Source organism: Mesorhizobium sp. M0239, assembly GCF_040321815.1.
GTDB lineage: Bacteria > Pseudomonadota > Alphaproteobacteria > Rhizobiales > Rhizobiaceae > Mesorhizobium.
The window spans coordinates 14556-26859 of the sequence record NZ_JAMYSG010000010.1; the positions used below are offsets into that span (position 1 = coordinate 14556).

The 12304-nt window shown below is 62.7% G+C and carries 15 protein-coding genes; 8 read left to right on the plus strand and 7 right to left on the minus strand.

What is annotated here, in order from left to right; all coding sequences use genetic code 11:
* Positions 1-138: 138 nt before the first annotated feature.
* Positions 139-1032 carry an acetylglutamate kinase gene (gene argB / locus NKI99_RS12205; protein ID WP_013528489.1) on the plus strand — a complete coding sequence of 298 codons (894 nt, stop codon included), beginning with the start codon at positions 139-141 and terminating at the stop codon, positions 1030-1032.
* Between the two features lie 8 nt (positions 1033-1040).
* Here the strand turns inward: argB and bchE are convergent, their stop codons facing one another.
* Complete coding sequence (gene bchE / locus NKI99_RS12210) at positions 1041-2609, minus strand: magnesium-protoporphyrin IX monomethyl ester anaerobic oxidative cyclase (RefSeq protein ID WP_352610953.1); 1569 nt, start codon at positions 2607-2609, stop codon at positions 1041-1043.
* 116 nt (positions 2610-2725) lie between these two features.
* Positions 2726-3202: an Lrp/AsnC family transcriptional regulator gene (locus NKI99_RS12215; protein ID WP_128304179.1), complete on the minus strand. Its 477-nt coding sequence runs from the start codon at positions 3200-3202 to the stop codon at positions 2726-2728.
* 138 nt (positions 3203-3340) lie between these two features.
* Between NKI99_RS12215 and phhA the strand changes: the two genes are divergently transcribed.
* Entirely contained in the window at positions 3341-4177 is an 837-nt protein-coding gene (gene phhA, locus NKI99_RS12220; protein WP_352610955.1) for a phenylalanine 4-monooxygenase, read from the plus strand.
* 22 nt (positions 4178-4199) lie between these two features.
* On the opposite strand, the gene NKI99_RS12225 is transcribed toward phhA, so the two are convergent.
* The 3 genes from NKI99_RS12225 to NKI99_RS12235 form a co-directional block, all read right to left on the minus strand.
* A complete protein-coding gene (locus NKI99_RS12225; RefSeq protein ID WP_352610956.1) occupies positions 4200-5639 on the minus strand; it encodes a GMC oxidoreductase in 1440 nt (479 codons plus the stop codon).
* Positions 5636-5812 carry a hypothetical protein gene (locus tag NKI99_RS12230; RefSeq protein ID WP_023810772.1) on the minus strand — a complete coding sequence of 59 codons (177 nt, stop codon included), beginning with the start codon at positions 5810-5812 and terminating at the stop codon, positions 5636-5638. The genes NKI99_RS12225 and NKI99_RS12230 overlap by 4 nt, the downstream gene beginning before the upstream one ends.
* A 195-nt stretch (positions 5813-6007) precedes the next feature.
* Positions 6008-6769 carry a GGDEF domain-containing protein gene (locus NKI99_RS12235; RefSeq protein ID WP_023810771.1) on the minus strand — a complete coding sequence of 254 codons (762 nt, stop codon included), beginning with the start codon at positions 6767-6769 and terminating at the stop codon, positions 6008-6010.
* Positions 6770-6929: 160 nt separating this feature from the next.
* Here NKI99_RS12235 and NKI99_RS12240 point away from each other — a divergent pair, with 160 nt between their 5' ends.
* Positions 6930-7655: a pyrimidine 5'-nucleotidase gene (locus NKI99_RS12240; RefSeq protein ID WP_127272323.1), complete on the plus strand. Its 726-nt coding sequence runs from the start codon at positions 6930-6932 to the stop codon at positions 7653-7655.
* Positions 7656-7736: 81 nt separating this feature from the next.
* Here NKI99_RS12240 and NKI99_RS12245 read toward each other — a convergent pair whose 3' ends face one another.
* Positions 7737-8582 (minus strand): LOG family protein, encoded by an 846-nt coding sequence (locus NKI99_RS12245; protein ID WP_013528481.1) that lies wholly within the window; start codon positions 8580-8582, stop codon positions 7737-7739.
* A 226-nt stretch (positions 8583-8808) separates the two neighbouring features.
* Between NKI99_RS12245 and dapD the strand changes: the two genes are divergently transcribed.
* The 5 genes from dapD (at position 8809) to NKI99_RS12270 (ending at position 11254) form a co-directional block, all read left to right on the plus strand.
* Positions 8809-9663, plus strand: a complete 855-nt coding sequence (gene dapD / locus NKI99_RS12250) for a 2,3,4,5-tetrahydropyridine-2,6-dicarboxylate N-succinyltransferase (protein ID WP_023810768.1) — start codon at positions 8809-8811, stop codon at positions 9661-9663.
* A gap of 72 nt (positions 9664-9735) precedes the next feature.
* Positions 9736-9993 carry a DUF805 domain-containing protein gene (locus tag NKI99_RS12255; RefSeq protein ID WP_352610957.1) on the plus strand — a complete coding sequence of 86 codons (258 nt, stop codon included), beginning with the start codon at positions 9736-9738 and terminating at the stop codon, positions 9991-9993.
* Complete coding sequence (locus tag NKI99_RS12260) at positions 9924-10097, plus strand: DUF805 domain-containing protein (RefSeq protein ID WP_245490480.1); 174 nt, start codon at positions 9924-9926, stop codon at positions 10095-10097. Before NKI99_RS12255 ends, NKI99_RS12260 begins: the two co-directional genes overlap by 70 nt.
* The gene (locus NKI99_RS12265; RefSeq protein WP_023810766.1) at positions 10090-10467 is read left to right on the plus strand and encodes a DUF805 domain-containing protein; all 378 of its coding nucleotides are present in this window, start codon (positions 10090-10092) and stop codon (positions 10465-10467) included. Before NKI99_RS12260 ends, NKI99_RS12265 begins: the two co-directional genes overlap by 8 nt.
* 13 nt (positions 10468-10480) lie before the next feature.
* Positions 10481-11254 (plus strand): hypothetical protein, encoded by a 774-nt coding sequence (locus NKI99_RS12270; RefSeq protein WP_352553150.1) that lies wholly within the window; start codon positions 10481-10483, stop codon positions 11252-11254.
* Here the strand turns inward: NKI99_RS12270 and NKI99_RS12275 are convergent.
* Complete coding sequence (locus NKI99_RS12275) at positions 11157-12197, minus strand: 2-dehydropantoate 2-reductase (protein WP_352440609.1); 1041 nt, start codon at positions 12195-12197, stop codon at positions 11157-11159. The genes NKI99_RS12270 and NKI99_RS12275 overlap by 98 nt on opposite strands.
* Between the last annotated feature and the right edge of the window lie 107 nt (positions 12198-12304).

Genomic DNA, 12304 nt, shown 5'->3' on the forward strand with positions numbered 1-12304 from the left:
TATGACTGCAAAGCTATTTGCGGGCGACGCCAATTCCCGCTAAGACGCCGCCGTCCTTACCTGATGCATGTCGCCCAAAAGTGTCCAGCGGTTTTGCGACAACGACATGCTTAAAATAAAAAGCCGGGAACCAAGCCGATGACGGAAATAACCGCCACCGCCGAAATGCAGGCAGCCCTGTTGTCGCGGGCGCTGCCCTACATGCAGCGCTACGAGCACAAGACGGTCGTGGTGAAATATGGCGGCCATGCCATGGGCGACATCGAGCTTGGCAAGGCCTTCGCGCGCGACATCGCGCTGCTCAAGCAGTCCGGGGTCAACCCGATCGTCGTCCATGGCGGCGGCCCGCAGATCGGCGCCATGCTGGCCAAGATGGGCATTGAATCGAAGTTCGAGGGCGGCCTGCGCGTCACCGACCAGAAGACGGTCGAGATCGTCGAAATGGTGCTGGCCGGTTCGATCAACAAGGAGATCGTCGCACTGATCAACGCCGAGGGCGAATGGGCGATCGGCCTGTGCGGCAAGGACGGCAACATGGTGTTCGCCGAAAAGGCCCGCAAGACCATGATCGACCCGGACTCCAACATCGAGCGCGTGCTCGATCTCGGCTTCGTCGGCGAGCCGGTCGAGGTCGACCGCACCTTGCTCGATCTTCTGGCACGCTCCGAGATGATCCCGGTGCTGGCGCCGGTGGCGCCAGGACGCGACGGCCACACCTACAACATCAATGCCGACACCTTCGCCGGCGCCATTGCCGGCGCCTGCCAGGCGACGCGCCTGCTGTTCCTCACCGACGTGCCGGGTGTGCTCGACAAGAACAAGAAGCTGATCGACGAACTGACCGTGGCCGAGGCCAAGGCGCTGATCAAGGACGGCACGGTCTCGGGCGGCATGATCCCCAAGGTCGAGACCTGCATCGAAGCGATCGAACGCGGTGTCGAAGGCGTCGTCATCCTCAACGGCAAGACGCCGCATGCGGTGCTGCTGGAACTGTTCACCGAACATGGCGCCGGCACGCTGATCGTGCCCTGAGCGGCTCGTCAGCCGGCTAACTTTTTCGCCTCGGAATCTTCAATATTGCCGATGAGGGGAATGGCCGGCTTTCTGGCCGGGCGTCGAACGGACATCGATTCCTCCTCGGCGTCCTGCGGCGCGCCCCAGAATTCGGCCAGCGTCGGGCCGTCTTTCACCCTGATGTCGCGGACCAGAAAGCCCCAGACCTCGCGGAACCAGACGCGGCGGCCCATTTGCGTGTACCAGCGCATCGAATGCCGCTGCTCGGGATCCTTGTGGAACAGGATGCGCGCCAGCGCCTTCGGCCGCGACTGCACAGCCAGCTCGATCAGCTTGACGCTGAAGAACAGCATCCACGGCTTCAGACGCGTCATGTGAAGCACCTGGTGCTTGTAGTCCCACAGGCGCGCGTCCTGCTGGATCACCTTGCGCTCCCGCGCGATCCTGAAGAACGGTGTCCAGCGATGCGGCGTCACATACAGTGCCTGGATCTGGTCCGGGTCGTAGGCGATGAGCTGCCGGAAGCCGCGCCACAGGTCGCGAAACCCCTCATCCTCGAAGCCGGCCACCCAGGTCGCCATCGACAGGATGCCATGCAGGCGCAGCAGCCGTATCGCCTCGCGGTCGGATGAGGTGCTGCCGCCCTTGCGGATCAATTGAAGCGTCTGCTCGTCGGTGTTTTCCATGCCGAGCAGCCAGCGGATGACACCGGCCTTACGATAGAGATGCAGGATGTCGGCATCGCGCACGATGTCGTCGGCGCGGGTCGAACCGACGATCAGCACCGGCACGTTCTCGGCGATAAGGGCGTCGAGGAAGACGCGCCAGGCCTTCTTCGAGACCGTCGGATTCTCGTCGGCGAGATTGATCAGCTCGACGCCGTGCTCGCGGTGCAGCCAGGCGATCTCCTTGGCGAACTTTACGGGATCGCGATGCCGCCAGCGGGTCCAGAAGCCGCGCTGGCCGCAATAGTTGCACAGATGCGGACAGCCGCGCGAAAACTGCATGACCACGGCCCGCTTGCCGCCCCAGTAACTGTACCGCGAGTGCTCAATCAGCTCCCAGCCGACGCGGTAGGCATCGAGTTCTGCGATGGTCATGGCCGGCTGCGTGGCTACGGGACGGCTGAGATCGTCGCGATAGGCGATGCCGGCCACGCTGGCCGGTGGCTGGCGCATTTCCAGCGCCTCGACCAGCGCCACGACGGTCGCTTCGCCCTCGCCGCGCACGATGAAGTCGAACGTATCCGTTGCGGCCAGGATGTCGCGCCAATGATAGGTGGGGAAAACGCCGCCATAGATGATGATGGTCGCCGGTTCGCGCTGCTTGATCTGCTCAGCGATCAGCAAGGCGGTCGGATGCGCCGAGGTCGAGCCGGAATGGCCGATCAGGACGAAGTCGGGGTGATCGTCGAGTGCATCGCAAACGACCCTGTCGAGCGGCATCGGCCCGAATTCGGCATCGACGAGCCGCACTTCATGGCCGGCATCGATCAGCGGGCCGCCGAGCGCCAGCAGGCCGAGCGGCGGCAGGTGGTCGTCGGGCACGCGGCTGCCGATGGCGGTGTGCGGTGGATTGATCAGGACGATTTTCATTGCGGACCTCTGGGCGGTTGGTCCGCGCAAGCTGGCCGGCGATGTGGACACGCGCTTGGCCCGTTTCAGCAGTTTGCGTGCAGCTTTTGCTTAAGGGGTGAGGAAAGGAGGCATTCTCACTTCCGGAGATGCCCGAGCGGCACATGGCCCGGCCCCTTGATGTTCTGCAGCACCAACTGCGTGTGGACGTCGCGCACGCCGTCGAGCCGCATCAGCCGGTGCATGACGAAAGCGTTGAGCTCGTCGACCGACGGCACCATGACATGCAGCAGGAAATCATGGTCGCCAGTCATCGTCCAGCACGACGACACCTCGTCCATGCGCTGCACGGCGGCGATGAAGCTTTCGGGCGAGCCGTCGCTGTGGCTCACCAGGCGCACCTGGATGAACACCTCGACCATCAGCCCGACCGCGCGGCGGCTGATCACCGCGGCAAAACCCTTGATGATGCCGGCATCCTGCAGCGCCTCGAAACGCCGCGCGCACGGCGTCGTCGACAGGCCGATCTCTTGCGCCAGTTCGGAAACCGGCTTGCGCCCGTCGCGCTGCAGGACATCGAGCATCTTGATCTCGAAATCGTCGAACTGAGGCATTTTCACTCCGAGAGAGGGTTTTGTGAGTGGATATTATCTCGAATATTCCGTTCGAGCCATCATCAAAACCGATTTCCCTCGGCAAATCCGGGTAGCCTTTCGGCACGTCTGCCATTCATGATTTGCGAGGAGAAAACCATGACGACGATGAGCGTTGCCGAATACGCCCGCGACTGCGCGGCGCAAGGATTGCGCGGTGACTATTCGGTCTGCCGTGCCGATTTCACCGTGTCGCAGGGTTACGATTACAGCGAAGAAGAGCAGGCGGTGTGGCGCACGCTGTGCGACCGCCAGACCAAGTTGACGCGCAAGCTCGCCCACCATTCCTATCTCGACGGCGTCGAAAAACTCGGCCTGCTCGACCGTATTCCCGATTTCGACGAGGTCAGCGCCAAGCTGCGCAAACTGACCGGTTGGCAGATCGTCGCGGTGCCGGGGCTCATTCCCGCGGCCCCGTTTTTCGATCTTCTCGCCGATCGCCGCTTCCCGGTCACCAACTGGCTGCGGACCAGGCAGGAGCTCGACTACATTGTCGAGCCCGACATGTTCCATGATTTCTTCGGCCACGTGCCGGCGCTGTCGCAACCGGTGTTCGCCGATTTCATGCAGATGTATGGCGAGAAGGCCGGCGACATCATCGCGCTGGGTGGCGACGAGATGATTTCCCGGCTCTACTGGTACACGGCCGAATATGGCCTGATGCAGGAGGCCGGCCAGCCGCTAAAGGCCTTTGGCGCCGGCCTGATGTCGTCGTTTACCGAGCTGCAGTTCGCGGTCGAAGGCAAGGACGCCCACCACGTGCCCTTCGACCTGGAAACGGTGATGCGCACCGGCTACGAGATCGACAAGTTCCAGCGCGCCTATTTCGTGCTGCCGTCCTTCGACGCCTTGCGCGATGCCTTCCAGACCGCCGATTTCGAGGCGATCGTCGCCCGGCGCAAGGACCAGCCGGCGCTTGACCCGGCGATGCTCTAGGCAGCACGTTGCCCTGCAGCCGTCAGGCGGTGACCACCTTGCTCAGATGGTCGCCGAGCCGGCAGGCCAGCGCGGTGATTGTCGTCGTCGGGTTGCATTGACCTGACGTGCAGAACACCGAGGAGCCGCCGACATAGAGATTGTCCATGCCGTGCATCTTGCAGTTGGCGTCGACAACACTTTTGGTGACGTCGGTGCCCATGCGCGTGCCGCCCATGTGATGATGGCCCGCCGTCTCGTCGTTGGTGGGATAGTCCTGGCCGTTGCTGATCCAATCGGCAATGCGCACGCGGCCGAGATTCTTCTCGATCAGTGTCTTGCCGAACAATCTGAGCCCTTCGAGCAGTGTGCGGCGCTCCATTTCCGATTTCTTCCAGTGTAGCTCGATGCGCGGCACGCCGGCGTGGTCGACATCGGTCTTCGACAACTCGATCTGGTTGGATGCCAGCGGCGCCTGTTCCCAGGCGACGTAGAGCTGGGCGGCGCAACGCAGCCTCTGGCTGAGCTTGGAGGACATCCACTCGGCCATGTCGGGCGCCGTGCAGGCGAGGTCGGCGATAAGGCTCTTGACGCCGGGATACGGCGTCTCGATCAGCCGGATGCCAAAATTCATGATCTGCAGCCGCTCCATGGCGGCAAGTGTCGGCGAGAAGAAGGCCTCGTTGACGGCATCGACCTCGAACGCGTTGTAGTCGGTCAGGATGGCATTGCCGCCCTCGAAGGTCGGATGCTCCATCCAGTAGCGGCCAAGCGCCGTCGCATTCGGCACGACGCCGCCGTTCGAGCGCTGGTTGGACCACAGAAGCAGCCGCGAATTCTCCAGCCCACCGGTGCAGACGATGAAATAGTCGGCGCTGAAGGAGCCGGCATCCTGCCCGTTCGACCACAGTCTGGCGCCAGTCACGCGTCTGCCGTCGCCGGCAAGTTCGGTGGCACAAGTGTTGAGCACCACCGCGATGTTCGTGGCCTTGTCGAGTTCATCGCCGAATTTCTCGGCGAAGCGCACGGCCGGGCTCTTGATCAGCTGCACCCAGCGAATGTCGTTCGAGATCGGCATATCGGGCCGGAGGGCCGGAAGGTCGAGAATGTCGCGCACTTCCGGCAGATAGGGTTCGATGTCGGTGCGGCGGATCGGCCAGCCCGTATCGGGCACCCAGGCCTTCGGCTCGAAATCCTGCTTGTCGAGGACGCGGCACCAGCCTGCCCAGTGGTTGGAACTGCCCCCCATGAACCGCAGCCGGGTTATGTCGAGATCGAAATAGAAATCCCCGACCGTGCTGCCCCGGTAGAAGTCCTGCGACTCGTCGCTGAATTCGCGCGGACCGGCCTCCATCACCACCACCGGAATGCCGGCCGCACCAAGCTTGCGCGCAATCGTCGTGCCGGCCGGGCCGGAGCCGAGGATGCAGACTTTTGGAGTGAAGTTCGCGGCGCGATACGCCTCGTAGCTGTCAAAGATCATGCCAGGTCGCTCCGCTTCAGGATCCAGCCATTGACCTCGACGATCTCGTTCGGGTCGGGCTCTGGATCGGCGGCATCGGCATCAGGCAGCTTGCGGAACAAAGACAGGGCAGGCAATGCGATCAACGCCTGCACGAGCGCGCGGCGTGACATTCTTTTGATGATGAAACTCATGGCTGGTTTCTCGTCTGGGCTTCGGCACTGCATGGGCGTTCCCAGAACGGCAATTCCCGGAACGACACATGCATCACCGTGGAAGCCAGTATCGTGCCAAGTCTGGCCGTGAAGCAGTGAAAACCCGGCTAAGCGGTACAACCGAGTGCAAACAGGGTTAGAGTTTGCTTAACGGGCCGGTTGCGGCAGATCGGATCACGCCGCCTCGGAAATGCCGGTATCGATGATCGTCAGATTGCGGCCCTGGTGCTTGGCCTGGTAGAGGCGCCGGTCGGCGGCGCGCATCAGCTCCGACACACTGGCTTCCTCGCCGCAGATGGTGCCGCCGATGCTGACCGTGAGCGGGATGGTCCGCTCGTCGACGGGCCGGAAGCGGATCAGCTCGACTTCGCGGCGAATGCGCTCGGCGACGCGCTTGGCCTCCTGCTCGGTGGCGCCGATCAGAAAGGCGCCGAACTCCTCGCCGCCGATGCGGCCGAGCACATCGCCGCTGCGCACGCCGCGCTGGATCGCGCTGGCGATCAAAAGCAGCGCGTCATCGCCGGTCAGGTGGCCAAAATTGTCATTGATGGTCTTGAAGTGGTCGGCGTCGATGATCAGCAGCGCGCCGCGATCGGACTTGCGGCGCGAACCGTCAAGCGCGGCAAAGAAACTTTCCCGGTTGAGCATGCCGGTCATGTCGTCGCGGCTCGCCTTTTCCGCCAGTCGGCGATGCGCGGCGGCGAGCTGGGCATGAGCGCGGGCGAGATCGCGATGCGCGTTTTTCAGCCTGTCGCTTTGCCAGAAAGTGCTTGCGCTGGCGGCCCACGCCAGCACCAGCGGACAGAGGGTGGAGGTCAGCCAGATCGTGCGGTTGACCGGAAATCCCATGGCCGGAACGATGATCAGGGTCAGCAGGAGAGAGGCCGCGACTGAGGCGAAAGCAACGGCGGCGGATCTCAGAATTATGCTGTTCATCGCTTGCTCCCACAAGACTGCCTCTCTGCCAGCAAGCCCTGAAGGCCACCTTTCCCAGATGCCTAAAATTTGAATCGTGAGGCGATTTACGCAACCTCAACGAGCAGAAGTTGTGGATAAAGTCGCTTTCGGAATGCGCGTTTCATGCCATAAGGAGCCTATGACCACGCTCCCTGACCCCGCCCGCTTCGCCCATGTCACCGACTGGGTCTTCGATCTCGACAACACGCTCTATCCGCATCATTCGAATCTGTTCTCGCAGATCGACGTCAAGATGACCGCCTATGTCGGCGAACTGTTGGCATTGCCGCGCGACGATGCGCGCAAGTTGCAGAAGGAACTCTACCGCGAATATGGCACGACGCTGAACGGCCTGATGACACGTCATGGCATCGACCCCGACGATTTCCTCGAGAAGGTCCACGACATCGACTATTCATGGCTGGTGCCCGATCCCGTTCTCGGCACCGCCATCCGCCAGCTTCCGGGCCGCAAGTTCATCTTCACCAATGGCGACCGCAGGCACGCCGAGCGCACCGCGCGCCAACTCGGCATCCTCGACCATTTCGACGACATCTTCGACATCGTCGCCGCCGGGCTCAATCCCAAGCCGGCGCGCCAGACCTACGAGAAGTTCGCCGAACTGCACGCCGTCACCGGCCACAATGCGGTGATGTTCGAAGACCTTGCCCGTAACCTGTCGGTGCCGAAGTCGCTCGGCATGACCACGGTGCTTATCGTGCCGCGCAATTTCGAGCCGACCTTTGCCGAGATCTGGGAGCGCGACCCGACCAACGAGGACGACGTCGATTTCGTCACCGACGATCTGGCGGGGTTTCTGACGGCGATTGTGGAGGGGGAAGGAAGAGGGGAATTGAAGAATTGAAGAATTGAAGAATGAAGGACGGTCTCTACGGATCAATTCCCCCAGTTCTTCAATTCGTCAGTTCTTCAATTCCCCACTCCCCTACTCCCCTAATTTGTAGAACCGGCTGATGATCCCCCAGGCTTCATCGGCGGTGTCGACGAAGTCGATGATGTCCTGGTCACCGGGACTGATCGTGCCTTGCTCGGCGAGGAAATCGAGATCGATCGCCCGCTTCCAGAAGGATTTGCCGAACAGGATCACCGGCACCCGCTCCATGCGCCCTGTCTGGATCAGGGTCAGCGTCTCGAAGAATTCGTCCATCGTGCCGAAGCCGCCCGGAAACACCGCGACCGCCTTGGCGCGCATGACGAAATGCATCTTGCGGATAGCGAAATAATGGAAGTTGAAGCAGAGCTCCGGCGTCACATAGATGTTCGGCGCCTGCTCGTGCGGCAGGACGATGTTGAGGCCGATCGACGGCGCGCCGACATCGTCGGCGCCGCGGTTTCCCGCTTCCATCACGCCGGGCCCGCCACCGGTCACCACGACATATTCGCGGTAATAGGAGGTAGCCGACTGCTGCGAGCAGAGGCGGGCGAATTTGCGCGCTTCCTCGTAGTATTTGCTGTTTTCCTCGAGGTTCTTCTTCTGCGTCTCGTTCTTGGCCGCCCAGGCCTCGCCGCCGGGTTCCGGCAGGCGCGCGCCGCCGAACAGGATCACCGTCGAACGGATGCCGCGTTCGGCCAGGATCATCTCCGGTTTCAGGAGTTCGAGTTGCAGCCGGACCGCGCGCAACTCGCGCCGCGTCATGAAGTCGGGATCGTTCCAGGCGAGCCGGTAGGTTTCGGCACGCGTCTGCGGCGTGTCCGGCACACTCTTCGACCGCTCCAGATCCTCGTCCGAATGCGGCAGTGGCGTCCAGCCCGCCTTTTCCATAGGTGTCATATGCTCTACCCGTCCAAATTCTTAACTTGCGCCGCCCCATGACGCAGCCGCGATTGACCCTCACCAAGGCTTCACATAAGCAGGTTCCGCAAAAGTGTCCCGCGGTTTTGTGACAAGAACCTGCTACATGCAAAGACCCAAGCATGCGAAGCATGCATGGGGTCCGCGCGACTTTCAAAACAGGTTAAGGCGCAGCCCCTTAACAGCTTGGTAATGGAGCGAATTCATGTCGAAGCCCGATCTGGCGAGCCTCGAAAAGACCATCGAGAAGGCCTTCGAGGAACGCGACGCGATTTCGACTGCGACGCGCGGCGAAACGCGCGATGCCATCCAGTCGGCGCTCGACCTGCTCGACCGCGGCGCCGTCCGCGTCGCCGAGCGGCAGGCCGACGGCAAGTGGCATGTCAACCAGTGGCTGAAGAAGGCCGTGCTGTTGTCCTTCCGGCTCAATCCGATGGAGATCATCAAGGGTGGTCCCGGCGAAGCGATGTGGTGGGACAAGGTGCCGTCGAAGTTCGATGGCTGGGGCGCTGTCGATTTCGAAAAGTCGGGCTTTCGTGCCGTGCCGGGGTCGATCGTGCGTCGCTCGGCCTATATCGCGCCGGGCGCCGTGCTGATGCCGTCCTTCGTCAATGTCGGCGCCTATGTCGATACCGGCACCATGATCGACACCTGGGTCGGGGTAGGCTCCTGTGCCCAGATCGGCAAGAACGTGCATCTTTCCGGCGGCGTCGGCATCGGCGGCGTGCTGGAGCCGATGCAGGCCGGTCCGACCATCATCGAGGACAATTGCTTCATCGGCGCGCGTTCGGAAGTGGTCGAAGGTTGCATCGTGCGCGAAGGCTCGGTGCTCGGCATGGGCGTCTTCATCGGCCAGTCGACCAAGATCGTCGACCGCGCCACCGGCGAGATCTTCTATGGCGAAGTGCCGCCGAATTCCGTCGTCGTCGCCGGAACGATGCCGGGCAAGTCCTTTCCTAACGGCGAGCCAGGTCCGAGCCTCTACTGCGCCGTCATCGTCAAGCGTGTCGACGCCAAGACCCGCTCCAAGACCTCGATCAACGAATTGCTGCGCGATTGATCTTTGCGCAAAGCGAGCGCACCTTCCGCCGGCGCGACAATCGGTCGCGCTGGTTCAACATGGAGGGGTGACATGGACTGGAAGGATCTGCTCACAAGTTTTGATGGTCGCATAAACCGTGGCAAGTTCTGGGCCGCGATTGGCGTTTTCATCGTCATTGGCATCGTTGCCTTTATTCTCGATGCGATTCTCGGTACACGCATCACCACCGCAGTGGCGCCCAGATCGGCATCATCGGCATTCTCATCGCTCTGGCCTCGATCTATTTCGCACTCGCAGTCTACGCCAAGCGCTGGCATGATCGCGGCAAGTCGGGCTGGTGGAGCCTGATCATGCTGGTGCCGCTCATCGGCCCGATCTGGTTTCTGGTGGAATGCGGCATTCTCGAAGGCGCCAGGGGCGCCAATCAATATGGACCGGACCCGCTTGCCTGACAGATCAGATCTCACCTGGCTTTTCTTCAAAACCTCGGGCCGCGTCAGTCGCGCGGCCTATTTTCTTGGCGGGTTGCTCGTCGCCATCATCCAGGCCTTCCCGCTCTACCGCTTCACGCTGGTGCCGGAAGGTTCGGCCGAGAGCAACATGTGGTCGTTCATCTTCTTCGTCGCCTTCATCGCCTCGCTGTGGTCGAACATCGCCCTGGCGGTGAAGCGGCTGCACGATTTGGACAAGCCGGGCATTGCCGCGCTGATCCTGTTCGTGCCGGTAGTGTCGATCGTCGCCTTCCTTGTGTTGTGCCTGTTTCCGGGGCAGCCTGGACCCAACCGCTATGGCCGGCGCACCAACGAGCCGGAACAATCCTGAGGGCCGATCGGACATGCGCTACCGCACGCTTGATCCGAAGCTGATCATCGAGACCGCGGAACGGCTGGAGACGCGTGTTGCGGAGCGTTTCCCCAAGGCCGGCCTGCGCGGCGTTGCCGCCGAACTGGTCTCGCTGTCGCGCGATCTGGCACAGGGCGCCAAGGCCCTGGAAGCGCCGATCTGGTGGCTGCGCGGCCTCATCGTCGCCGCTGTCGTTGCCGGCGCATTGATGTTCATCTTCGTCGGCACCGTCCTGCCATTCGACCGCATTTCCAAACCCGGTGATGCCGTCCAGTCGGTGCAAGGCATCGAAGCTTCGCTCAACATGTTCATCCTCGCCATTGTCGGATTTCTCGCCTTGATCCGCTCCGAGGAGCGCATCAAGCGCAAGCAGGTCTTTCGCCAGCTGCATGGCCTGCGCTCGCTGATCCACGTCATCGACATGCATCAGCTGACCAAGGATCCGGCGGCGCTGTCGGCCGATTTCAAGCCGACGTCGCATTCGCCCGCCCGCATCACCAATGCCGCCGACCTGGCCCGTTACCTCGATTATTGCTCTGAAATGCTGTCGATCACGGGCAAGATCGCCGCATTGTTCGCACAGTCGGTCAATGACGACGTGGTCATCGACGGCGTCAACGACATCGAGAACCTGGCGTCAAACCTGTCGCGGAAAATCTGGCAGAAGATCACGTTGATCGACGGCCGGCCGGTGCAACAACCTGCTCCGGCGCCAGGCCCGGCGAGCCAAGCCGCTCCGCTTCCGCCGCGCGCACCAAAGCGGTGATCCGCTGAACCGTCGGCACGGGCGTGCCGGCCTTCCCCGCCAGCTGCAAGATGGCGCCTTGCAAGTCGTCGATCTCCGTCGGCCGGCCGCGCTGAAGATCGTCCCACATCGACGAGCGCGCCTGCGCGTCGATCGCCAGCATGCGCCGCGCCAGCAGCTTGAACAGCCAGTCCGGCAGCCTGAGCACCTTCGGCAGCAGCGCCGGCCGCAGGCCGGCGATCCGCGCCGGCTCGATGCCGGACGCTCTCATCGCTCTCAGTGCCTCGTCGATCTGGCTGGCCAGGATCAGCCGCCAGCGTCGATCGGCCAGTTCGGTTGCGAGCGGCAGACCGGAAAGCGCCACCAGTGCGTTGTTCAAATTCATCAGCAGCTTGCCCCACAGCACAGCCTTCATGTCGCCACGGGTTTCGACCGCAAACCCTTCGACTCCAAGCAGGTCGGCCAAGCCGGCGTCGCCATCCTCGACCATTACCGTGCCGTCGCTGGCGCGGTGAACGCGCAGCGGCAGTTCGCTGTCCGGCGACTGCACCACATTGAACGGCACCATGCCGGCCAGCACCGTACGTCCGGCAAGTTCAGCGCGCAGCCTGTCGGCATTGCCGACACCGTTCTGCAGGCTGATCACCACGGCATCGGGGCGGGCATGGGCCTTGATGAGGTCCGCCATATCCTGGGTGGCGCCGCTCTTGACCGTGACCAGGATCACGTCCGCCGGCGGCAGGGCGACGGCCGGATCGGCGGTGACGACAAGCGCCTCGGGCTTGATCGAGCGATCGGGGCCCTGGAGGTCGCTGACCCGCAATCCACCCTGCCGCAACGCTGCCTCGATGCGAGGCCGAGCCAGCAGAATGACCTCTCGGTTGGCCAGCGCCAGGCAGCCGCCGGCATAGCAGCCGATGCTGCCGGCACCGGCTATGACGATCCGTTTGTGCTTGTCTGCCATCCTGCCGCCCGCGCCGGGTCGCAACTATAAGACATGAAAACCATAATATCGGCGGTATCGCCAGCCATGACGCTGGCCCCTATGTCTGGCCGTGACAGGCCCTGCGC